Here is a 21,166-nt window from a genome sequence, read left to right as displayed (position 1 = left end):
GGAGAAACCTAGCGGGGGCTCAGCGGGTTGCCGCCCGTGGCCAACCCGGCGCGCTGGGCCAGTTCCTCGCCGGTGACGGACGTAACGGACTTGCCGGTGGCGTCGGGGGCGGAAAAATCGGAGTACTTTTTCTCTCCCGCGAGCTGGTGGAGGAAGTATCCGGTCAGAAGGGCGCGCACGGTGGTCTGGACCTTGCGCTGCGGCGAACCGAGCCCGATGAGGCGCTTGGGCAGTCCATCCTCCGCGAAGCTGCGCTGGTTGCCCTTCTTCACCACGCGGTAAACAACCTCGCCAGCCCAGTTGAAGGCGATCGCGGCGGGGTTGCCCGGGTCGAACATGGCGTCCGCGTCCTCGTCGGCGCCGATGACCATTCCGGGGAGGAAGAGGTTGCGCGCGGCCTCCACGGCCGACGGCGCGGTAGCAGCCGGGTACACCGCCGCGACGGCCGCCAGCTTCTCGTTGTTCACGGCGGCGAGCAGGGCGGCCCCGCCACCCATGCCGTGGCCGGCGATCCCCAGCTTCCCGGGCGAGACCGTCGCGTTCCCGTTGCCGAGGCGCACCCCGGCGAGGATCTGCAGGGTTGTTTCCAGGTCGGCGGCGAAGCCGGCGTGGTCGGGGTTGAAACCGGTCTCCGTGTCGGGGGAGGCAACCACGATGCCCCAGCTGGCCAGGTGGCGGAAGGTCTCGTGGTAGTCCGAGACGTGGCGCATCCAGTCGTGGCCGAACGCCACGGCGGGCAGGTTGGAGCCTTCCTCCGGGGTGTACACCTTGCCGGGCAGGCCGGTGTAGCCCAGGTCGCCCTCGAGGACCCGGTGCGGGCCACGATGGGAGAGATCGGACAGTTTCTTCAGATTCGCAGACACGCTACACAGAATACTTGAAACCGGGGGCGCGACGGGCGCTGTCGCGCGGCACGGCTGAGGGGGCGCGGGCAACACGCTGCGCCAACGGGGGGTTGCGGGTTGGACGGCGCGGTAGATTAATGTGGTCGCTATGTGTGGGATCGTGGGATATGTAGGACAGCGCGCGTCGCTGGATATCGCGCTGGAGGCGCTGCGTCGGATGGAGTACCGCGGGTACGATTCCGCGGGCATCGCCGTGGCCGGTGACACCGGTTTTGAGGTGGTGAAGCGGGCCGGCAAGCTCGCGAACCTGGACGACAAGATCGACGAGGTCGGGCGGGAGAACCTGGCGGGCACGACTGCCATCGGCCATACCCGGTGGGCCACGCACGGCCGTCCGACCGACGAGAACGCGCACCCCCACGTCTCCTTCGACGGCAAGGTTGCGATCGTCCACAACGGCATCATCGAGAACTTCGGGCCGCTGCGCGCCGAGGTGGAGAAGGAGGGCATCACCTTCGCCTCCGAGACCGATTCGGAGACCGCCGCCCACCTGCTCGCCCTGGCGTACAACTCCGGTGAGACTGCGGGGGACTTCCGCGCCTCTGCCCTGATGGTACTCAACCGCTTGGAGGGTGCGTTCACCCTTCTCTTCCTCCACGCTGACCACCCCGACCAGATCATCGCCGCGCGCCGCTCGACCCCGCTCATGGTGGGCGTCGGCGAGGGTGAGATGTTCCTCGGCTCGGACGTCGCAGCTTTCATCGAGCACACGAAGAACGCGGTCGAGCTGGGCCAGGACTCGGTCGTGATCATCGACAAGGACAACTACGAGATCCTCAACTTCGACGGCTCCGCGGGCGAGGGCAAGCCCTTCACCATCGACTGGGACCTCGAGGCGGCGGAGAAGGGCGGTTTCGACTCCTTCATGATGAAGGAGATTTTCGAGCAGCCGGCCGCCGTGCGCGACACGCTTGCCGGGCACTGGGACGGCGAGCGCGTCACCCTGGACGAGAGCAACCTCACCAACGACGAGCTGAAGTCTTTCGACCAGGTCTTCGTCGTGGCCTGCGGCTCCGCCTACCACTCTGGCCTGGCGGCGAAGTACGCCATCGAGCACTGGGTGCGCATCCCGGTGCAGATCGAGGTGGCCTCGGAGTTCCGTTACCGCGACCCGATCCTGGACGAGCGGACCCTGGTCCTGGCTATCTCGCAGTCCGGCGAGACCGCGGACACCCTGGAGGCGGTGCGCCACGCGAAGACGCAGGGCGCGAAGGTTCTGGCGGTGTGCAACACGAACGGCTCGCAGATCCCGCGCGAGTCCGACGCTGTGCTCTACACCCACGCTGGCCCCGAGATCGGCGTCGCCTCCACCAAGGCGTTTTTGGCGCAGGTGGCGGCCAACTACATCGTCGGACTGGCGCTCGCGCAGGCGAAGGGCACCAAGTACCCGGACGAGATCCGCCAGATCTGGGAGGAGCTCGAGGCCATCCCGGCGAAGGTGGAGGAGGTCCTCGGCGTCAAGGAGCAGGTCGACCACATCTCCGCAACCCTCGGCGCGGTGAAGACCATGCTCTTCCTCGGCCGCGGCGTGGGTTTCCCGATCGCCCTGGAGGGCGCGCTCAAGCTCAAGGAGCTGGCCTACATCCACGCCGAGGGCTTCCCGGCCGGCGAGCTCAAGCACGGCCCGATTGCGCTCATCGAGGACGACCTGCCCGTCGTGGTCATCGTCCCGAGCCCGCGCGGGGTGTCCCAGCTGCACTCGAAGATCGTCTCCAACATCCAGGAGATCCGCGCCCGCGGTGCGAAGACCATCGTCATCGCGGAGGAGGGCGACACCGCGGTGGAGCCCTACGCCAACTGGCTGGTGCGCATCCCGCAGTCGCCGACGATCATGCAGCCGCTGCTCGCCACCGTCCCGCTGCAGTTCCTCTCCGCGGACATCGCCCGCGAGAACGGCAACGAGGACATCGACAAGCCGCGCAACCTGGCCAAGTCGGTCACGGTCGAGTAGCAGCCCAGTGCTCACCGCCCTCACGTTCGCCTTCGTCGACTCGATCAACCTCCTGCTCATCGGGGTGATCGTGGCGGTGGGCATCGTCGCCCCGCGCGCCGGGGTGGCGTCGAGAAGCAACTATGCTCCGATCACCGCGCTGCTCATCGCGGGGGACTGGCTGGGGGTGGCCAGCCTGGCGCTGCTCATGCTCGTCATTTTCGACGGCCTGGGGCCGGTGGTGCAGCACTTCGTCGAGGGGCCGATCTTCGGCATCCTGCTCGTGGCCGTCGGCGTCATTACGGGGCTGCTCGCGCTGCGCGGGGGAGACAACTCCGGGCTCGTCGAGAGGATCATGGGCCCGCTGCGCAGCCCGAACCCGCTGACCGTGCTCACCGGCTTCGTCCTCGGCGTGGTGCAGTCCGCCACGTCCGTGCCCTTCTACGGCGGCCTCGCGGTGCTCTCCGCCGCGGGGATCGGGCCGGTCGTGCGCTACACCTCGCTCGTCCTCTACGCCACGGTGGCGCTCAGCCTGCCGACGCTCACCGCGCTGCTCGTGGCGTGGGTGCGCGCCCGGCCCGACAGCCTCGCCGGGCACGCCTTCGAGCGCGCCCGCGCCAACCCCCGGCCCGTGACCATGGCCGCGACGTGGGCGGTGGCGGTCCTGCTCATCCTGCTGGGCACGCTCCACCTGCTGTAGCCTGCGGCGTCGAGTCCGCCGCCCGGGTCTAAAGTTGTGGGCATGAACCTGCTTGCCACCCGCATCGACCTGGACGCGATCGCCCACAACACCCGCACCATGAAGGACCTGGTCGGTGGGGCGCGTCTGATGTGCGTGGTCAAGGCCGACGCCTACAACCACGGCGTCGAGCGGGTGGTGCCGGTCATGGAGCGCGCGGGCGCGGACGCCTTTGCGGTGGCCACCTTCGAGGAAGCCCGAACGGTGCGCGCGCTGACGGACCTGCCGGTGCTCGCGTGGCTGTGGGCGCCGGGCCAGGACATCCCCGAGGGCATCGAGGTCGCCGCCCCGAACATCGCGCACCTGCGCGCGCTTGCCGACGCCCCCGCGGCCCCCCGGGTGCACCTCAAGGTGGACACGGGGATGAACCGCGCCGGCATCGACGAGGAGGACTGGGACGAGGCGTTCTCCTTCGCCCGGCGGGCGGGTCTCGACGTGGTCGGGGTGATGAGCCACCTGGCCCGCGCGGACGAGCCGGGGCAAGACTACAACGACGTGCAGGCGGCGACCTTCCGCCGCGCCATCGAGTGCGCGCGCGGCCACGGCCTGGCGGTGGAGACGAACCACCTGTCCAACTCCCCGGCAACGCTGACGCGCCCCGACCTGCGCTTCGAGCAGGTGCGCGTCGGCGTCGCCCTGTACGGCCTCGAGCCGGTCGAGGGCGCCGACAACGGTCTGCGCCCCGCGATGTCCTGGGTGGCCACCGTGCTGGCGGTGCGCCGCGTCGCGGCGGGCGAGGGCGTGAGCTACGGCCTGACGTGGCAGGCCCCGGCCGACGGGTACACGGCGGTGATCTCGGCGGGCTACGCCGACGGCCTGCCCCGGGCCTGGCAGGAGCGCTTCGAGGTGGGGATCGCGGGGGCGCGCTACCCCCAGGTGGGCAGGGTGTGCATGGACCAGTTCATCGTGTGGCTGGGGGAGAACCCGCGCGGGGTCGCGCCGGGCGACGAGGCGGTCATCTTCGGCGCCGGCGGGCCCGGCGCCACGGAGCTGGCGGCCCGGGTGGGCACGATCAACTACGAGGTGGTGTGCTCGCCGGCTGGGCGCACCGCCCGCGAGTACGTCGGCGGCGGTGGCGACAGTGGCGACAGTGCAGCCGGCGCCGGCGCCGACGGGGAGGGGGAGAAGTGAGAGGCGGATTCGAGCCCGCCGGTCGCAGAGTCTGCGCAACCGCCGCCGAGACGAACCAGCTGGGGCGGGAGCTGGGCGCGGCCCTCGAGGCGGGGGACGTTGTCATCCTGGACGGGCCGCTGGGGGCGGGGAAGACGACCCTCACCCAGGGCATCGCCGCCGGCCTGGGGGTGTCGGGGCGGGTGACCAGCCCGACCTTCGTCATCGCCCGGGAGCACCGCTCGGCCGTGGGCGGCCCGGCGCTGGTGCACGTGGACGCCTACCGGATGATGGGGGAGGGCTCCTCGGGCGATCCGCTCGGCGAGCTCGACGCGCTCGACCTGGACACCGAGCTGATCGACGCGGTCGTGGTGGCCGAGTGGGGAGGCGGGCTCGTCGAGCAGATCGCCGGAACCTACCTCCTGGTCACCCTCGACCGTACGACGCTTACGGAGGCGGACCCGGACTCCGAGGCCCGCATCATTTCGTGGGAGCTGGTGGGCCGGTAGGCTTGTCTACCATGTTGAAGCTGAACAAGAAGCACCGCAGCTGGATCGTCCTCGCAGTGGTGGCCTGGCTGCTCGTCCTCGCCGCGCTGATCTTCATCCCGAAGACGCGCGCGGAAAGCGGCGTCCAGTCGGGGCACGCGGGCACCCTGCAGCAGAGCCTGCTGAGCAGCGAGCCCGCGTCGGGCGACGCGGTGGTCGGCCAGCTCGTGGACCCCTCCCGGATCTACGATGCCGCCACCTACGCCGGCTACATCTCCCTGTGCCCGAACGAGCCGCAGGGGCTCGCCGAGGACAAGATCGCCCAGCTGGGCATCGACGCCAACGAGGTCGACCTCGGCGGCAAGTACGGCTACGTCGTGCTCCTGCCCGCCGACGGCTCGGACGTCGTCCTGGACAAGGTTGACCTGAACGCGGTGGACATCTGCACGATTCCGATGGATCAGCCCTACCCGCTCAACGCGCCGCTGCCGTTCTACATCAGCGACGGCACCTGGACCCTGGGGGCGAACGCCCAGTGATCGTTCTCGCCCTCGACACGGCCACCTCGGACCTGATCGCGGGCGTAGTCGATTCCTCCGACGGGCGCACGCTGGCCGAGGCGGTCACGCGCACGCGCGCGCACAACGAGGAGCTGGTCCCCGCGGTGACACGTCTGCTCGCCGAGGCGGGCCTGGGCTTCCCGGACGTCGAGGCGATTGTCGTCGGCTGCGGCCCCGGTCCCTTCACCGGGCTGCGGGTCGGTATGGCTACGGCCTCCGCCCTCGGCCAGGCCCTCGGGGTGCCCGTCCACGGGGTGGTCACGCACGACGCGGCCGCAGCGCTTCTCGACGCCCCCTCCTGCCTCGTCGTCACCGACGCGCGCCGGCGCGAGGTGTACTGGGCGCGCTACGAGCACGGCGCCCGCGTCGACGGGCCCGGCGTGTGCGCGCCGTCCGCGGTGCCCGCCGCCGGCGGGGTGGACGTGGTGAGCGTGCCGGAGTCCCTCGCCCCCGCGCTGGAGGTTCGGGCCCGGGAGGTCACCTACGTCGCCCCCCGGGCGGCCGGCCTGGTCGCGGCCGCCGATCTGGGTGCGCCGCCCGCGCCGCTCGTGCCCCACTACCTGCGCCGCCCGGACGCGGTGGCCCCGGCGGCGAAGCCGAGGTCGGCCGCGATCCCGGAGGTCGACCTCGACGGATTGTCGGAGAAGCGCTGAGGATGGGTGAGATGATGAGGATGCGCGAGCTCACGCTCTCCGACGCCACCCGCGTCGCCGAGATCGAGCAGGAGCTGTTCGCCGGTGACAACCCGTGGTCGCGCGACGTGTTCGTCGCGGAGTTCGCCCAGCCCTACACCTTCTACGTGGGCGCCTTCGAGGGGGACGGTCCCGACGGGGAGGAGACGTTGGTCGGCTACGCCGGCCTGGCGATGCTCGGCCCCCGCGACGACCCCGAGTTCGAGGTCCACACCATCGGCGTCGACCCCGCCTTCCAGGGGCGGGGCATCGGCCGCGCCCTCATGGACCAGCTCGTCCACGCCGCGGACATGCTCGACGGCCCGATGTTCCTGGAGGTGCGCACCGACAACGCCCCGGCGGTCGGGATGTACAAGAGCTACGGGTTCTTCGAGCTCGCGGTGCGCAAGAACTACTACCAGCCCTCTGGCGCGGACGCGTACTCGATGATGCGCCACCGCCGAAGCGAAAGGGAGACGTAAATGATCATCCTCGGCATCGAATCCTCCTGTGACGAGACGGGCGTGGGCGTGATCAGGCTTGACGACGACGACGGGATGGAGGTCCTCGCCGACTCCGTCGCCTCCTCCATGCAGGAGCACGCCCGCTTCGGCGGCGTCGTGCCCGAGATCGCCTCGCGCGCCCACCTGGAGGCGATGCCCCAGGTCATCGCGGCCGCGCTGGAGCAGGCGGGCGTGGACAAGCCCGACGCCGTCGCCGCCACGGTCGGGCCCGGCCTGGCCGGGGCGCTGCTGGTCGGCGCCTCGGCCGCGAAGGCCTACGCGGCCGCCTGGGGCGTGCCGTTCTACGGGGTCAACCACCTCGGCGGCCACGTCGCGGTGGCCAACCTCGACGGGGCGGAGGAGCTCCCGCACTCCGTGGCCCTGCTCGTCTCGGGCGGGCACACGCAGCTGCTCGAGGTCGAGGCGGTGGGCCGGCCGATGCGCGAGCTCGGCTCGACGCTCGACGACGCGGCCGGGGAGGCCTACGACAAGGTCTCCCGTCTGCTCGGTCTGGGGTATCCCGGCGGGCCGGTCGTCGACAAGCTTGCCGCCCGCGGCGACCGCGCGGCGATCGCCTTCCCCCGGGGGCTGAGCAAGGCGGAGGACATGCGCGGCGAGCACCGCTACGACTTTTCCTTCTCGGGGCTCAAGACCGCGGTGGCGCGCTACGTCGAGGCCGCCGAGCGCGAGGGCCGCGTCATCTCCGTCGAGGACGTCTGCGCCTCGTTCCAGGAGGCGGTGTGCGACGTGCTCACCGCCAAGGCCGTCCTCGCCTGCGAGGACACCGGCGCGCGCACCCTGCTGCTCGGCGGCGGGGTGGCCGCCAACTCGCGGCTGCGGGAGCTGGCCGCGCAGCGCTGCGCCGACAAGGGCATCGAGCTGCGCGTGCCGCGGTTCGCGCTGTGCACCGACAACGGGGTCATGATCGCAGCCCTGGCCGCCCAGCTCATCCACGAGGGGGCGCCCGCCTCGGAGCTCTCGGTCGCGACGGACCCCTCCCTCGAGGTGGAAACCCCGCTCGTGTGAGCGGGATGACACACTCGCGCTGCCAACTCGCTGAATCCGGGATAGCGTTAGTGGGCAACCATTCATCGCACGGAAAGATGCCGCCCACCATGAGCAACGAGCAGCACGACGCCACGACCGCTTCCGTCTCCGCCGACGCGACCCCCGGGTCGACCCCCGACTCGACCGCCGATCAGGGGCGCTTCGGCGTCCTGGTTCAGCCGGACCTGAGCTACCGGCGCATCATCTTCGACGACGCCGCGGCCCGCCAGCTCCTCGCCTCGGGCGGCGTCGAGGCCGAGGTGGAGGAGGCGGAGGCTGCCTTCGAGCAGGAGGGGGAGCGCTACCGCGCGCTCTACAACGCCGGGGCAGCGGCCGCCGGCGAGGAGCCGAACCCGATCGCCTCGATGGCGCGCAACACCGCCGACACCTCCAACCCCGATTTCCTCGCCGACCCGACCCGCGCGATCCGTGGGCCCGTCATCTTCGCCGCGCGGGAGGGGGGAAACCTCGGCGAGGGCAGCATCGACGCCCTCGAGCAGGCCATCCGCGCGCTGGAGAACTACCGCGACGACGAGACCGGGGAGTACGAGCTGTGGCACAACGCGGTGGTGAACCGCGACGGGGAGGCTTCGGGGGAGGCCGACCAGTCCGAGTAGGGCCGGCCGGGACGGGCCCGCCGGGGTGTCCCGGGTGTTGTTGTCTAGCACTCGAGGGGGTAGAGTGCTAACAGGTTGTTTAGAGCACAGTTGTTCACCCGCGACGACGGCTGCGCCCACGAAAAACCGCTGAATCTTAGAAGGCTCAACACATCACGAAAGGTCGTTGATCATGGCAAACGTCAACATCAAGCCGCTCGAGGACAAGGTCCTCGTCCAGATCGCCGAGGCCGAGACCACCACCGCCTCCGGCCTGGTCATCCCCGATTCCGCGGCCGAGAAGCCGCAGGAGGCCGTCGTCATCGCCGTGGGCCCGGGCCGCCTGGACGACAACGGCAACCGCGTCGCCATCGACGTCAAGGAGGGCGACACCGTCGTGTTCTCCAAGTACGGCGGGACTGAGCTGAAGTACAACGGCGAGGAGTACCTCCTCCTCTCCGCCCGCGACCTGCTGGCCGTCGTCGAAAAGTAATTAAGGGGGCTTAGCCACCAATGGCAAAACTCATTGCATTTGACCAGGAGGCCCGCGAGGGCATCCAGCGCGGCGTGGACATCCTCGCCGACGCGGTCAAGGTCACCCTCGGCCCCCGCGGCCGCAACGTCGTGCTCTCCAAGGCGTGGGGCGGCCCAACCGTCACCAACGACGGCGTCACCATCGCCCGCGACATTGATCTCGAGGACCCCTTCGAGAACCTCGGCGCGCAGCTGGTGAAGTCCGTGGCCGTCAAGACCAACGACATCGCCGGTGACGGCACCACCACCGCGACCCTGCTCGCCCAGGCGCTCGTCGCCGAGGGTCTGCGCAACGTCGCGGCGGGCGCCAACCCGATCGAGCTGAACAAGGGCATCCGCGCCGCCGCCGAGAAGGTCGTCGAGGAGCTGAAGAACCGGGCCACCCCGGTGTCCTCCTCCGCGGAGATCGCCAACGTCGCCACCGTGTCCTCCCGCGACCCCGAGGTCGGCGAGATGGTCGCTGGCGCCATGGACAAGGTGGGCAAGGACGGCGTCCTCACCGTCGAGGAGTCCCAGTCGATGGAGTCCTACGTGGACATCACCGAGGGCATCTCCTTCGACAAGGGCTTCCTGTCCCCGTACTTCATGACGGACCCCGACGCCGGCCAGGCCGTGCTCGAGGAAGCCCGCGTGCTGCTCGTGCGCAACAAGATCTCCTCGCTGCCCGACTTCCTGCCGCTGCTGGAGCAGGTGGCCAACGACTCCGTGCCGCTGCTCATCATCGCCGAGGACGTCGACGGCGAGCCGCTGCAGACCCTCGTGGTCAACACGATCCGCAAGACGGTCAAGGTCGTCGCGGTGAAGTCCCCGTACTTCGGTGAGCGCCGCAAGGCGTTCATGGACGACCTCGCCGTGGTCACCCAGGCCACCGTGATCGACCCCGAGGTGGGCATCAACCTCAAGGACGCCACCCTCGAGCACCTCGGTTCCGCCCGCCGCGTGACGGTGACCAAGGACGACACCATCATCGTCGACGGCGCAGGCTCCGCTGAGGCTGTCGAGGAGCGCCGCGCCCAGATCCGCCGCGAGATCGAGGCGACGGACTCCACCTGGGACAAGGAGAAGATGGAGGAGCGCCTGGCCAAGCTATCCGGCGGTGTCGCCGTGCTGCGCGTCGGCGCCGCCACCGAGACCGAGGTCAACGAGCGCAAGCTGCGCGTCGAGGACGCCATCAACGCCGCGCGCGCCGCGGTGCAGGAGGGCATCGTCGCCGGCGGCGGCTCCGCCCTGGTGCAGATCGCCAAGGAGCTCGAGGCCTTCGCTGAGGGCTTCGAGGGCGAGCAGAAGACCGGCGTGCTCTCCGTCTCCCGGGCGCTGACCAAGCCGGCGTTCTGGATCGGCGAGAACGCGGGCCTCGACGGCGCCGTCGTCGTGGCCAAGGTCGCCGAGATGGGCAACGGCGAGGGCTTCAACGCCGCCACGCTCGAGTACGTCAACCTCCTTGAGCAGGGCATCATCGACCCCGTCAAGGTCACCCACTCCGCCGTGGTCAACGCGGCCTCCGTGGCCCGGATGATCCTCACTACCGAGGCGTCCGTGGTGACCAAGCCGGCCGAGGAGGACGAGCAGGCCCACGGCCACGCTCACTAGCGGCAGCCCGCTAGGCACAGCCCGGCACCAGCCGGTCACGGACAAGGCCCTGGCCCCGCGCAAGCGTGAGGCCAGGGCCTTGTTCTGTGTGGCGGAGCCTAGCTGGAGGAGGCCGCCGCGACCTTTATCCCGCCGCGGGAGCCGCCGCGCAGCAGCGCCTGGCGCTCGGACTCGCTCATGCCGCCCCAGATCCCGTAGGGCTCGGCCACCTTCAGCGCGTGGTCGCGGCACTGGGTGAGGACGGGGCACGAGTAGCAGATCGCCTTGGCGCGGTTCTCGCGCTGGGCGCGGGCGCGGCCGCGCTCGCCGTCCGGGTGGTAGAAAACCTCAGATGCCTGTCCGCGGCACGCGCCGTGGAGCTGCCAATCCCAGAAGTCCGCGTTGGGTCCGGGAAGCTGATGAGGCTGAGACATGAATGAAGGCTCCTTATTCACGTAACTACGTTCACGGGGTGTGACTTGGGCGGTGGGGTCCGCGCCTGGGGCGAGGAGCACCGAGAAGGCATCGTTCCGAACCAGGGTTAACGTCCGGTATCGGCGCGGTAACGCCTAGCTTGAACGTGCGTAATACCTGTGAATTCGCGTCGTTCTACCTGGACTTTTGCCGAAGGTTAAAGGTGGGTGAATTTCTGTCGCAGGTGCCCGCGCGCAGCACCCAGCCCCTTTTTTCGCCGGTAGTGCGCGCGCGGCGGGGGCCGGGGCGTAAACTTGCTGGATGATTGTGCCCCGCGCGGGGTGGTTCCGGCTGCACTGGTGAAGCGAGGAAGGAGAGCTATGTCGACGAGCGACCTGGACAACGCTCTTTCCGAGCTCGTTCCCCGCGCGGCCGCGGGAGACCGGCGGGCCCTGCAGCAGGTGGTTCGCCTCATTCACCCGTCCGTGCTGCGCTACGCCCGCGCGCGCGTCGGCGGAGGCCGCACCCCGACGGCGGAGGACGTGGCGCAGGAGATCTGCCTCGCGGTGGCCACGTCGGTGGACCGCTACGTGGACAAGGGAAAGCCGTTCATGGCGTTCGTCTACGGCATCGCCTTCAACAAGGTCGCGGACGCGCACAGGGCGATGGCGCGCGACCGGCTCAGCCCGACCGAGGAGGTGCCCGACACCGAGTTTTCCGGGGGTACGCCGGAGGAGCTTGCGCTGATCGGCGACGGCAGTAACAGAGTGAGGGCCTTGCTCGATTTATTGAGTGACAAGGCGCGCGACATCCTCATCCTGAGGGTGTTTGTGGGGCTTTCCGCCGAGGAGACAGCCGAGGTGGTGGGAAGCACGGCCGGTGCGGTTCGAGTGGCCCAGCACCGTGCGCTCGCCACACTGCGCAAAGCCATTGAGGAAGGGGACCAGCCATGAAGCGTCGCTCCAACGGGGATCAGTCGCGCGATATTTCGGCGCACCTTCAGCCCCTCATCGACGACGACGCCTTCCTCACCGCGCTGTCGCGGGGCGAGGACCCTTCCGGCGGCAGCGACGAGCTCGCTGGCCTGTTCCTCGAGCTGCGCTCCGAGGTCGAGGCGCAGATGCCGCCCGCGCCCGAGGTCGAGGGGGCGGAGGTCGCGTCGCTTGACGACGCCCCATCCCGCCGCCACCGGACCAGCCCCTGGGCCGCCGGTCTCATCGGCGCCGCCGCGGCGACGGTGCTCGTCGCGGGCACGGGCGCTGCCCTCTACGGCGCGGCCCCCGGCTCACCGCTGTGGGGCCCGGCGTCGGCGGTGTTCGGCGACCGCGCGGCGGTGGTCGAGCTGGCCAGCACTCTGGACGAGCTGGAGGCGGCCAACAACTCCGGCGACGAGGACGCCGCGCGCGGCCTGCTGGAGCAGGCCCAGCTCCTCATGGGCTCGATCAAGCCCGGGGCGGCATCGCACGAGCGCCGGGGCGAGTCGGGAACCACGAGCGTGACCGTCACCGAGCGCACCACGACGCGCTCCACCAAGCAGCCGCAGGCCCCGGCGCCGGCCAGCCCGACGGCCGCGCCGCAGGAGACGGTGACGGAGCGCGTCACCGAGACGGTCACGGTAACCGTGACCCCCGCGCCCGGCACGGGCACCACCCGCCCGTCCGAGCCCGTCCCGAGCAACACGGCGACAGTGCCGGCCCAGCCGAGCACCGGGGTTTCGACTCAGCCGGTCGGCGACTACCAGGGCGAGCCCGGGGACCCGGCGCGCCCGAGCACGGGCGCCCAGGCGGCCGGGGAGGCGCGAGGCCTCTAGACGCGCCCGCGCCGCCAGGCCCAGGCGGACAGGCCAGCGCCCGCGAGGCTCGCCGCCGCCCAGAAGATCCCCTGCCAGTTGAAGGCTGCGGTGTCCCCGGAGTCCTCCGTGGCGTCGGCGAGAGGGGCGTACATGGTCCACCCGAACTCGGTGTTCAGGGGCTCGACCGGGAGGAAGAGGTAGGCGGTCAGAGCCAGGGCCAGCGCAGTGAGGGGGAACGCCACCCAGAACCAGGGGAAGCGGGAGGGATCCTCAGCAGCGCGGCGGGGGAGGACCGCCGCAGCGACGAGCACCACGACCAGGGCGGCGAAGGCGAGCAAGGAATTCATTCTCACAGGATGCCACGGGGCGGACGTGGGGCGTCGTGAAGCGGGGCGCGGAGCCTAACGCGCGTCGAGGCCGTCGAGGTAGCCGAGGGCGTAGTCCCAGGGCACGTAGGCGTCGACGTTGGGCTGGGCGCTGGGCTCGTGGACCGGGGGAAGCTCCCCGCGCAGGCTGGAGAGCATGTTCTGCTCCATGATCTCCCAGTCGTAGTAGTGCAGCTGGTCGCAGTCCTCGCACGTGAAGTAGATGCCGAGGATGCCGCGCGGGCCGAGCACGGCCTTGAACTCGCGGACCTGGGCGAGGTCGCGGGTGACGTCGACGCGCTCCTGCGGGGACAGGGGCTCGGCAACCTCGTCGTCCTCGATGAACGACGCCGGGTCGTTCGGATCGCCCGCGAAAGGATCGAGGGGCATCATGTCGTCATAGTTCACAGCACCTCACCCTATTGCGCACGCTTGTGCAGGGCAATTCCCTCCGCCCACCCCCGGGGCGGTGACCTCCGCAAATGTGTGATTTGGCCGGTCGTTATATCATGGCTGAAACGAACAGGGCAGCACCGCGCGCGAAGGAGTGGACAACTTTATGGCACAGGACCGAGTACTCACTGGTGGGGACGACCCGAACAAGGTTGCGCTGCGCGGCCTCACATTCGACGACGTGTTGCTGCTGCCCGCCGAGTCCCACATCGTCCCCGGCGAGGTCAACACCTCCTCCCAGCTGACGCGCAACATCCGCCTCAACATGCCGATCGCCTCCGCCGCGATGGACACTGTCACCGAGTCGCGCATGGCCATCGCGATGGCCCGCCAGGGCGGCATCGGCGTGCTGCACCGCAACCTCAGCGCGCGGGACCAGGCACAGCACGTGGACATCGTGAAGCGCTCCGAGTCGGGCATGATCTCCGACCCGGTCACCGCCTCCCCGGGCATGAGGCTCAACGACGTCGACGCGATCTGCGCCCGCTTCCACATCTCGGGCCTGCCCGTCGTCGACGCTGACGGCACCCTCGTGGGCATCATCACCAACCGCGACATGCGCTTCGAGCCGGACTTCACCCGCCGCGTCTCCGAGGTCATGACGGCCATGCCGCTCGTCGTCGCCCGCGACGGCGTGACCAAGGACGAGGCCCTGAGCCTCCTGAGCTCCAACAAGGTGGAGAAGCTGCCGATCGTCGACGAGGCCGGCAAGCTCTCCGGGCTCATTACGGTCAAGGACTTCGTCAAGAGCGAGCAGTACCCCAACGCCTCCAAGGACGCCCAGGGCCGCCTGCTCGTCGCTGCGGGCATCGGCACCGGCGAGGACTCCTACGGCCGCGCCGGCCTCCTCGTCGAGGCCGGGGTCGACGCCCTCGTGGTCGACTCCGCCCACGCCCACAACAACCGCGTGCTCGAGATGGTCTCGCGGGTGAAGAAGGACTTCGGCGACCGCGTCGACGTCATCGGCGGCAACCTCGCCACCCGCGAGGCCGCCCAGGCCATGATCGACGCCGGCGCCGACGCCATCAAGGTCGGCATCGGCCCCGGCTCCATCTGCACCACCCGCGTCGTCGCCGGCGTGGGCGCGCCCCAGATCACCGCGATCCTCGAGGCGGCCGTCCCCGCCCGCGCGGCCGGCGTGCCGATCATCGCCGACGGCGGCATGCAGCACTCCGGTGACGTCGCCAAGGCCCTCGCGGCCGGCGCCTCCACCGTCATGCTCGGCTCCATGCTCGCCGGCACCAGGGAGGCCCCGGGCGACATCGTCGTCGTCGGCGGCAAGCAGTACAAGCGCTACCGCGGCATGGGCTCCATGGGCGCCATGCAGGGCCGCGGCCTGACGGGTGAGAAGCGCTCCTTCTCCAAGGACCGTTACTTCCAGGCCGACGTGACCAGCGAGGACAAGCTGGTTCCGGAGGGCATCGAGGGGCGCGTGCCCTACCGCGGCGAGATCGACGCCATCACCCACCAGATCGTCGGCGGCCTGCGCGCCGCCATGGGCTACACCGGCTCCGCCTCCATCGAGGAGCTGCAGACCCGCCGGTTCGTCCAGATCACCTCCGCCGGCCTGCGCGAGTCCCACCCGCACGACATCCAGCAGACCGTCGAAGCGCCGAACTACCACAACTAAGGGAGCAACCTGACGATGCGAGACTACGTCGAAATCGGAATCGGGCGCGAGGCGCGCCGGGCATACAAGCTTGACGACGTCTCGCTCGTGCCCTCCCGCCGCACCCGCTCCTCCTCGGACGTGGACACCAGCTGGAACTTCGACGCCTACGGCTTCGAGATCCCGGTGGTCTCCCACCCGACCGACGCCCTGGCCAGCCCCGAGTTCGCCATCGAGATGGGCCGCCTCGGCGGTCTCGGCGTGCTCAACGCCGAGGGCCTGCTCGGCCGCCACGCCTCCTTCGAGGACGCGGTGGCGAAGGTCGCGGGCATCGGCGCGGCGGGGGAGGACTTCTCCCGCGTGGACGACGTCCTGCGCACCCGCGCCTCGGCGACCAAGATCCTCCAGGAGCTCCACTCCGCCCCCATCGACTACGACCTGCTCGCGGAGCGCATCGCCCAGGTGCGCGACGCAGGCGTGACCGTGGGCGTGCGCGTCTCCCCGCAGAACGCGCGCGAGGTCGCCCCGGCCGTGGTGAAGGCGGGTGCCGAGATCCTCTTCATCCAGGGCACCCTCATCTCCGCCGAGCACGTCCAGAGCGGCGGAGAGCCGCTGAACCTGAAGGAGTTCATCGGAACCCTCGAGGTGCCGGTCATCGCGGGCGGGGTGTACGACTACACCACCGCGACCCACCTGATGCGCTCCGGGGCGGCCGGCATCATCGTCGGCTCCGGCAACACCAACAGCGCCCAGACGCTCGGCCTCGGCATGCCGATGGCCACGGCCATCTCCGACGTCGCGGCCGCGCGCCGCGAGTACCTGGACGAGACGGGCGGGCGCTACGTCCACGTCATCGCCGACGGGGAGATCCGCACCAGCGGTGACATAGCCAAGGCGATCGCGTGCGGATCCGACGCCGTCATGGTCGGCCGCCCGCTCGCCGCGGCGCAGGAGGCAGCCGGGCACGGCGTGTACTGGGAATCCGCCTCGGCGCACCCGCGCTTCCCGCGCGGCTCGGTGGAACCCACCGGCTACGCCGAGGAGCGCCAGCCGCTCGAGGCCGTCCTCAACGGGCCGGCGACCGACCCCTACGGCGCCACCAACCTCGTCGGCGGGCTGCGCCGCGCGATGGCCAAGTGCGGCTACACGGAGACCAAGACCTTCCAGAAGGTCGGACTGGCGCTGCACCGCTAGTGTCCGGGGGCGCGGGGAGGGGCGTCTGTCCGGGGGCCCGCAGCTGGGATTCGGCACGCGCGGGCCGTCCGCTAGAATCTGGGGCGTGACTACTCCTCAAACCCGCCCCGTCCTCGTCGTCGATTTCGGCGCCCAGTACGCGCAGCTCATCGCCCGCCGCGTGCGCGAGGCCCGCGTGTACTCCGAAGTTGTTCCCTCGACCATCTCCGCCGCGGAGGTTCGCGAGAAGAATCCCGCCGCCCTCGTGCTCTCCGGCGGCCCCTCCTCCGTCTACGAAGAGGGTGCCCCGCAGCTCGACCCCGAGATCTTTGAGCTTGGCCTGCCCATCTTCGGCATCTGCTACGGCTTCCAGGTCATGACCCAGGCCCTCGGCGGCAAGGTGGAGAAGACCGGCGCGCGCGAGTACGGCCGCACCGCGGTGACCACTTCGGAGGGTGTCCTCCACGCGGGCCTGCCGGCCGAGCACCCGGTGTGGATGAGCCACGGTGACTCCGTCACGCAGGCTCCCGCGGGCTTCACCGCCACCGCCAGCTCCGCGGGCGCGCCGGTAGCCGCCTTCGAAAATGCCGAGAAGCGCTTCGCCGGCGTGCAGTACCACCCCGAGGTGATGCACTCCCCGCACGGGCAGCAGGTGCTCACACGCTTCCTCACCGAGATCGCGGGCCTGGAGCAGAACTGGACCGCCTCCAACATCGCCGAGCAGCTCATCGAGCAGGTGCGCGAGCAGGTCGGCGAGGACGGGCGCGCGATCTGCGGCCTGTCCGGCGGCGTCGACTCCGCGGTCGCTGCGGCGCTCGTGCAGCGCGCCATCGGCGACCGTCTGACCTGCGTGTTCGTGGATCACGGCCTGCTGCGCCAGGGCGAGCGCGAGCAGGTGGAGACCGATTTCGTGGCCGCCACCGGTGCGAAGCTGGTCACCGTGGACGAGCGCAAGGCCTTCCTGGACAAGCTCGCCGGGGTGACCGAGCCGGAGGCGAAGCGCAAGGCGATCGGCTCGGAGTTCATCCGCTCCTTCGAGCGCGCCGTGGCCGACGTGCTCTCCGACCACCAGGTCGACTTCCTCGTGCAGGGCACCCTCTACCCGGACGTCGTGGAGTCCGGCGGGGGCACGGGCACGGCGAACATCAAGAGCCACCACAACGTGGGCGGCCTGCCCGACGACGTCGAGTTCACGCTCGTCGAGCCGCTGCGCCTGCTGTTCAAGGACGAGGTCCGTGCCGTGGGCCGCGAGCTGGGCCTGCCCGAGGTCATCGTCAACCGCCAGCCCTTCCCGGGCCCGGGCCTGGGCATCCGCATCATCGGCGAGGTGACCGAGGAGCGCCTGGAGACGCTGCGCGCCGCCGACGCCATCGCCCGCGAGGAGCTCACCCGCGCCGGCCTGGACGAGCAGATCTGGCAGTGCCCGGTCGTGCTGCTCGCCGACGTGCGCTCCGTGGGCGTGCAGGGCGACGGCCGCACCTACGGCCACCCCATCGTGCTGCGCCCGGTTGCCTCCGAGGACGCGATGACGGCCGACTGGGTGCGCGTGCCCTACGAGGTCCTCGAGACGATCTCCACCCGCATCACTAACGAGGTCGCCGACGTCAACCGCGTCGTGCTCGACGTGACGTCGAAGCCGCCGGCCACCATCGAGTGGGAGTAGCCGCAGGGCCTTCTGCTTAGCGACGCCACACAGCCGCCGCCTCCGGAAACGTACGTTCCGAGGCGGCGGCTGCGTGCGTGTGCGGGATGCTGGGCGGGGCGTTCGGCGGGGTCTCGGGCGGCGTCTCAGGCGGCGTCGCGGACGGTGACGGTGCCGATGCCGAGGTCCACGTTGAGGCGGAGCGTCTCGCCGCCGGCGTCGTCGTTGAGCACGGCCGGGCAGTTCTCATCGCCGACGCCCACGTCGCAGTTCAGCTCGACGCGCACGTCCTTCGGCGCGACGATGTCGACGGTGCCGATGCCGTGGTCGACGGTGACGTCGCGCGGCTCGGCGAGGGGCTCGAGACCGCTCAGATCAAGCTGGGTGGAGCCGATGGAGGTGTCGTAGGTGTCCTGCAGGTCGTCGGTGACAACGATGTCCCGGTTCGCCTCGGCGGGCGTTATCGTCGCCCAACCGAGTCCGAACGCGGCCGCGGCGGTCACGGCCAGGGCGGCCAGGGCAGCGAAGGTGAGGAGGATCCAGCGCAGCGGGTTGGTGCGCTTGCGGAGCTGTTCCTGCGGCTGCGGTTCAGCCGGGTCGGGCAGGTGCCACAGGCCCGGTGCCGCACCAAGGGGGTCCCAGCTCGGCGGGGTGGGTGCCGCCAGGCCGGGGTGCGCGTAGCCCTCGGGCACGGTGAGCTTCGAGGTGTCCACCCGCGGTGCGGTGGCCTGCGTCGTGTGCGGGGCCTGGGTTGTTTGGGTTGTTTGGGTTGTTTGGGGCTCGGCGGGGTGGGCGAGGAGCCCCTCCGGGGGCACGGGGTGAGAGCGGTGCAGCAGGTACATGCCCGCGGCGCCGAGAGCCAGCGTGACGAGGGAGGAGGCGGCCCAGCCGCCGCCGGCGGCGAGGGAGGGGAAGAAGACGAACAGGCCGACGAGCAGCCACCAGCCGGTTTCGCGCTGCTTCCTCTCCACGGCCGTGAGCTGGTCCTTCGGGGTGTTCACGGCGCGCCACGGGGAGACCGTGGTGCCGAACAGCGGCATGTTGAGCCAGAACAGCAGGTAGAGGAAGATGCCGCCGCCGAAGGCGAAGGCGAGCGCGACGAAGGCGAGGCGCACGAGGACGGGGTCGACGCCGTAGCGGGCGCCGATGCCCTCGCAGACGCCGGCGATCATGGCGTTGCCGCCCTGGTTTTCGGGGATGCGGGGAGGGCGGGTGTCCCACAGTTGCTTCAGAGTGTCGTTGACGGAGCTTTCCGGGCGGGGGGTCGGTGCGGTGGTGTCCATGCCTCAAGTGTCGCGCCCGGAGCGCGGAAAGACCATCGGGAACGGCCCTGAACTTTGGTTTCAGGGTTCTCCCTGATTCGCCGGGGTGCAGGGCCGTGCGATGATGGGGGCATGTCTGCATCCCCCGCACGCGCCGCCTCGTCCGCCGCCCCGGCCGCGCTGTACCCGCGCTTCGCCCGCTCACGGCGCGGGCGCGTCATCGGCGGTGTCGGCGCGGGGCTCGCGCGCCACCTCGGGGTGGACGTGCGCTGGGTGCGCGTGTTCTTCGCGGCGGCGAGCTTCGCCGGGGGTTTCGGGTTCATCCTCTACGCGCTGCTGTGGGTGTTCACCCCCCTGCGCGACGCGGGGGAGGATGCCGCACCGGATCCCGCGTCTCCGGGGTGGCCCGCCCCCGTGTATTTCCTGCTGGCCGCGCTCGGTGCCGTCGGGGCGGCGACGTCGCTCTCCCTCGTCAGCGGGGCGGGAGGGGCGTTCGTCTTCCTCGTCGGCATCGTCGCCGTCGGGGCGGTCGTCGTGTGGCAGGCCTACGACCGGGGATTGTCGTCGGCAAGCAACTTCGTGGCGCTCGCGCTCGGCATCCTGCTGGTGATGGGCGGGGTGACCGCGGTGGCGCTGCTCGGCGACAGCACCGGCACCGCGGGCATCGTCATGGCGGTGCTCGCCAGCGTCTTCGGCGTTGCGCTGCTGGTGATCCCGCTGGTGGTCCGCCTCACCTCCTCCCTGATGGAGGAGCGCAAGGCGAAGGCCGTCGCGGATCAGCGCGCGGAGATCGCGTCGCGCCTGCACGATTCGGTGCTGCAGACCCTCGCTCTCATCCAGAAGCGTTCCACCGACCCGTCCGAGGTCGCGCGCCTGGCCCGCGCCCAGGAACGCGAGCTCCGGGCCTGGCTTTTCGACGCTGACCCCGCGACCCCGGAGGAAACCCTGACCTTCTTCGGTGCCTTGGCGCGGGCGGCGGGTGAGGTGGAGGACGTTCACGGGGTGACGATCCGCCCGGTCACGGTGGGCGGGGATGTCGCGTTCACCCGCGCAACCGAGCCGGTCGTGCTCGCCGCGCGGGAGGCGATGGTCAACGCGGCCACCCATGCCGGGGTGGACCGCGTGGACGTGTACGCGGAACACCTGGGAGGGGAGCTGGCCGTCTACGTGCGCGACCGTGGCGTGGGATTCGACCCCAGCACGGTCCCCGCGGACCGCCACGGGGTGCGCGACTCGATCCTCGGGCGCATGGAGCGCGCCGGGGGCACGGCGACGATCACCCCGGTACCGGGGGAGGGCACCGAGGTCGAGCTGCGGACGACCCACTCAGGGTAAGAACGCGGCGGCAAGAATCCGGTAGCCCGGTCGACTGCGGCGGATTCTTGCCCTCCCGTTCTTACCGGGAGGGCACCCCCCACCCGGCCGCCTGCAACAGCGAGGCCGCCACCTTGTCCGTTTCCTGGAGGAAGGGGGCGTCCGTACCCGGCATGGGCGAGATCGTCGTGTCCGCCCACTGCGCGCCGGTGGGGATCCCCGCGATGTGGAGGCGCGGATCGGGGGAGCCGTCGGGGTGGATGGTGCGGCGGGGGGGGGGGGGCTCTTATAAAAAACTGAAGCCGGCGACGGGCCACTCTGGGTGGAGCTTGGGGGGGGGCGGGGCATTTAAAAAAAAAAAAAAGCGGGGAGGGCGGAAGCGGGGGTGCGTATAGAGGTGGTGAAACATGGGGTGAAGGCAGGACCACTACGTGTACTACTGACGAGCGAACACTATGTATTACAGACCACATCGACAGAAGTGATGGTG

At 70.4% G+C, this 21,166-nt stretch carries 22 protein-coding genes; 17 read left to right on the top strand and 5 right to left on the bottom strand.

The features are described 5' to 3' along the window. Positions 1–8: 8 nt before the first annotated feature. Entirely contained in the window at positions 9–863 is an 855-nt protein-coding gene (locus DYZ02_RS04995; RefSeq protein ID WP_115685259.1) for a poly(ethylene terephthalate) hydrolase family protein, read from the bottom strand. Positions 864–993: 130 nt separating this feature from the next. On the opposite strand from DYZ02_RS04995, the gene glmS reads away from it, so the two are divergent. From glmS to groL, 11 genes are all read left to right on the top strand, one after another. After that, entirely contained in the window at positions 994–2,856 is a 1,863-nt protein-coding gene (gene glmS, locus DYZ02_RS04990) for a glutamine--fructose-6-phosphate transaminase (isomerizing) (RefSeq protein ID WP_115685258.1), read from the top strand. A gap of 7 nt (positions 2,857–2,863) precedes the next feature. Continuing rightward, positions 2,864–3,535 carry a hypothetical protein gene (locus tag DYZ02_RS04985; RefSeq protein WP_115685257.1) on the top strand — a complete coding sequence of 224 codons (672 nt, stop codon included), beginning with the start codon at positions 2,864–2,866 and terminating at the stop codon, positions 3,533–3,535. Positions 3,536–3,577: 42 nt separating this feature from the next. Continuing rightward, a complete protein-coding gene (gene alr, locus DYZ02_RS04980; RefSeq protein ID WP_115685256.1) occupies positions 3,578–4,705 on the top strand; it encodes an alanine racemase in 1,128 nt (375 codons plus the stop codon). Continuing rightward, entirely contained in the window at positions 4,702–5,193 is a 492-nt protein-coding gene (gene tsaE / locus DYZ02_RS04975; protein ID WP_115685255.1) for a tRNA (adenosine(37)-N6)-threonylcarbamoyltransferase complex ATPase subunit type 1 TsaE, read from the top strand. Before alr ends, tsaE begins: the two co-directional genes overlap by 4 nt. Before the next feature lie 11 nt (positions 5,194–5,204). Further along, the gene (locus DYZ02_RS04970; protein ID WP_115685254.1) at positions 5,205–5,711 is read left to right on the top strand and encodes a hypothetical protein; all 507 of its coding nucleotides are present in this window, start codon (positions 5,205–5,207) and stop codon (positions 5,709–5,711) included. Further along, entirely contained in the window at positions 5,708–6,385 is a 678-nt protein-coding gene (gene tsaB, locus DYZ02_RS04965; protein WP_115685253.1) for a tRNA (adenosine(37)-N6)-threonylcarbamoyltransferase complex dimerization subunit type 1 TsaB, read from the top strand. Before DYZ02_RS04970 ends, tsaB begins: the two co-directional genes overlap by 4 nt. Positions 6,386–6,387: 2 nt before the next feature. Next, positions 6,388–6,885 (top strand): ribosomal protein S18-alanine N-acetyltransferase, encoded by a 498-nt coding sequence (gene rimI, locus DYZ02_RS04960; RefSeq protein WP_181896893.1) that lies wholly within the window; start codon positions 6,388–6,390, stop codon positions 6,883–6,885. Then, positions 6,886–7,932 carry a tRNA (adenosine(37)-N6)-threonylcarbamoyltransferase complex transferase subunit TsaD gene (gene tsaD / locus DYZ02_RS04955; protein ID WP_115685252.1) on the top strand — a complete coding sequence of 349 codons (1,047 nt, stop codon included), beginning with the start codon at positions 6,886–6,888 and terminating at the stop codon, positions 7,930–7,932. An 89-nt stretch (positions 7,933–8,021) separates the two neighbouring features. Then, entirely contained in the window at positions 8,022–8,570 is a 549-nt protein-coding gene (locus DYZ02_RS04950; RefSeq protein ID WP_245945662.1) for a hypothetical protein, read from the top strand. Positions 8,571–8,742: 172 nt separating this feature from the next. Continuing rightward, the gene (groES, locus tag DYZ02_RS04945) at positions 8,743–9,042 is read left to right on the top strand and encodes a co-chaperone GroES (RefSeq protein ID WP_019194010.1); all 300 of its coding nucleotides are present in this window, start codon (positions 8,743–8,745) and stop codon (positions 9,040–9,042) included. A gap of 20 nt (positions 9,043–9,062) precedes the next feature. Continuing rightward, positions 9,063–10,673, top strand: a complete 1,611-nt coding sequence (groL, locus tag DYZ02_RS04940; protein ID WP_115685251.1) for a chaperonin GroEL — start codon at positions 9,063–9,065, stop codon at positions 10,671–10,673. A gap of 98 nt (positions 10,674–10,771) precedes the next feature. On the opposite strand, the gene DYZ02_RS04935 is transcribed toward groL, so the two are convergent. Continuing rightward, a complete protein-coding gene (locus tag DYZ02_RS04935) occupies positions 10,772–11,086 on the bottom strand; it encodes a WhiB family transcriptional regulator (RefSeq protein ID WP_115685250.1) in 315 nt (104 codons plus the stop codon). Between the two features lie 360 nt (positions 11,087–11,446). Here DYZ02_RS04935 and DYZ02_RS04930 point away from each other — a divergent pair, with 360 nt between their 5' ends. Both DYZ02_RS04930 and DYZ02_RS04925 read left to right on the top strand, forming a co-directional pair. Continuing rightward, positions 11,447–12,019, top strand: coding sequence for a sigma-70 family RNA polymerase sigma factor (locus tag DYZ02_RS04930; RefSeq protein ID WP_115685249.1), 573 nt, complete (start codon positions 11,447–11,449; stop codon positions 12,017–12,019). Further along, positions 12,016–12,876 (top strand): hypothetical protein, encoded by an 861-nt coding sequence (locus DYZ02_RS04925; protein ID WP_115685248.1) that lies wholly within the window; start codon positions 12,016–12,018, stop codon positions 12,874–12,876. The genes DYZ02_RS04930 and DYZ02_RS04925 overlap by 4 nt, the downstream gene beginning before the upstream one ends. Here DYZ02_RS04925 and DYZ02_RS04920 read toward each other — a convergent pair. Both DYZ02_RS04920 and DYZ02_RS04915 read right to left on the bottom strand, forming a co-directional pair. After that, positions 12,873–13,205 carry a hypothetical protein gene (locus DYZ02_RS04920; protein ID WP_115685247.1) on the bottom strand — a complete coding sequence of 111 codons (333 nt, stop codon included), beginning with the start codon at positions 13,203–13,205 and terminating at the stop codon, positions 12,873–12,875. The two genes, DYZ02_RS04925 and DYZ02_RS04920, sit on opposite strands and share 4 nt — an antisense overlap. Before the next feature lie 54 nt (positions 13,206–13,259). After that, complete coding sequence (locus DYZ02_RS04915; RefSeq protein ID WP_115686380.1) at positions 13,260–13,616, bottom strand: DUF5319 domain-containing protein; 357 nt, start codon at positions 13,614–13,616, stop codon at positions 13,260–13,262. A gap of 166 nt (positions 13,617–13,782) precedes the next feature. Between DYZ02_RS04915 and guaB the strand changes: the two genes are divergently transcribed. The 3 genes from guaB (at position 13,783) to guaA (ending at position 18,121) form a co-directional block, all read left to right on the top strand. Next, entirely contained in the window at positions 13,783–15,306 is a 1,524-nt protein-coding gene (guaB, locus tag DYZ02_RS04910; RefSeq protein WP_115685246.1) for an IMP dehydrogenase, read from the top strand. Positions 15,307–15,321: 15 nt separating this feature from the next. Further along, on the top strand, positions 15,322–16,479 hold the full coding sequence (locus DYZ02_RS04905) for a GuaB3 family IMP dehydrogenase-related protein (protein ID WP_115685245.1): 1,158 nt from the start codon (positions 15,322–15,324) through the stop codon (positions 16,477–16,479). An 85-nt stretch (positions 16,480–16,564) separates the two neighbouring features. After that, a complete protein-coding gene (gene guaA, locus DYZ02_RS04900; RefSeq protein ID WP_115685244.1) occupies positions 16,565–18,121 on the top strand; it encodes a glutamine-hydrolyzing GMP synthase in 1,557 nt (518 codons plus the stop codon). A gap of 125 nt (positions 18,122–18,246) precedes the next feature. On the opposite strand, the gene DYZ02_RS04895 is transcribed toward guaA, so the two are convergent. Beyond that, complete coding sequence (locus tag DYZ02_RS04895; RefSeq protein WP_115685243.1) at positions 18,247–19,383, bottom strand: PspC domain-containing protein; 1,137 nt, start codon at positions 19,381–19,383, stop codon at positions 18,247–18,249. A 111-nt stretch (positions 19,384–19,494) separates the two neighbouring features. Here DYZ02_RS04895 and DYZ02_RS04890 point away from each other — a divergent pair, with 111 nt between their 5' ends. Continuing rightward, on the top strand, positions 19,495–20,697 hold the full coding sequence (locus DYZ02_RS04890) for an ATP-binding protein (RefSeq protein WP_115685242.1): 1,203 nt from the start codon (positions 19,495–19,497) through the stop codon (positions 20,695–20,697). The last annotated feature ends 469 nt before the right edge of the window (positions 20,698–21,166 follow it).

Source organism: Corynebacterium senegalense (assembly GCF_900411315.1).
Classification (GTDB): Bacteria; Actinomycetota; Actinomycetes; order Mycobacteriales; family Mycobacteriaceae; genus Corynebacterium; species Corynebacterium senegalense.
The sequence above is the reverse complement of the archived record's forward strand: the minus strand, read 5'-3'. Positions and strand labels throughout refer to the sequence as shown.

Coding starts and splice junctions, on each gene's coding strand:
- glmS (WP_115685258.1), top strand. CDS start 994: ATGTGTGGGATCGTGGGATATGTAGGACAGCGCGCGTCGCTGGATATC.
- alr (WP_115685256.1), top strand. CDS start 3,578: ATGAACCTGCTTGCCACCCGCATCGACCTGGACGCGATCGCCCACAAC.
- DYZ02_RS04970 (WP_115685254.1), top strand. CDS start 5,205: ATGTTGAAGCTGAACAAGAAGCACCGCAGCTGGATCGTCCTCGCAGTG.
- rimI (WP_181896893.1), top strand. CDS start 6,388: ATGGGTGAGATGATGAGGATGCGCGAGCTCACGCTCTCCGACGCCACC.
- tsaD (WP_115685252.1), top strand. CDS start 6,886: ATGATCATCCTCGGCATCGAATCCTCCTGTGACGAGACGGGCGTGGGC.
- DYZ02_RS04950 (WP_245945662.1), top strand. CDS start 8,022: ATGAGCAACGAGCAGCACGACGCCACGACCGCTTCCGTCTCCGCCGAC.
- groES (WP_019194010.1), top strand. CDS start 8,743: ATGGCAAACGTCAACATCAAGCCGCTCGAGGACAAGGTCCTCGTCCAG.
- groL (WP_115685251.1), top strand. CDS start 9,063: ATGGCAAAACTCATTGCATTTGACCAGGAGGCCCGCGAGGGCATCCAG.
- DYZ02_RS04935 (WP_115685250.1), bottom strand. CDS start 11,086: ATGTCTCAGCCTCATCAGCTTCCCGGACCCAACGCGGACTTCTGGGAT.
- DYZ02_RS04930 (WP_115685249.1), top strand. CDS start 11,447: ATGTCGACGAGCGACCTGGACAACGCTCTTTCCGAGCTCGTTCCCCGC.
- DYZ02_RS04925 (WP_115685248.1), top strand. CDS start 12,016: ATGAAGCGTCGCTCCAACGGGGATCAGTCGCGCGATATTTCGGCGCAC.
- DYZ02_RS04920 (WP_115685247.1), bottom strand. CDS start 13,205: ATGAATTCCTTGCTCGCCTTCGCCGCCCTGGTCGTGGTGCTCGTCGCT.
- DYZ02_RS04915 (WP_115686380.1), bottom strand. CDS start 13,616: ATGATGCCCCTCGATCCTTTCGCGGGCGATCCGAACGACCCGGCGTCG.
- guaB (WP_115685246.1), top strand. CDS start 13,783: ATGGCACAGGACCGAGTACTCACTGGTGGGGACGACCCGAACAAGGTT.
- DYZ02_RS04905 (WP_115685245.1), top strand. CDS start 15,322: ATGCGAGACTACGTCGAAATCGGAATCGGGCGCGAGGCGCGCCGGGCA.
- DYZ02_RS04895 (WP_115685243.1), bottom strand. CDS start 19,383: ATGGACACCACCGCACCGACCCCCCGCCCGGAAAGCTCCGTCAACGAC.
- DYZ02_RS04890 (WP_115685242.1), top strand. CDS start 19,495: ATGTCTGCATCCCCCGCACGCGCCGCCTCGTCCGCCGCCCCGGCCGCG.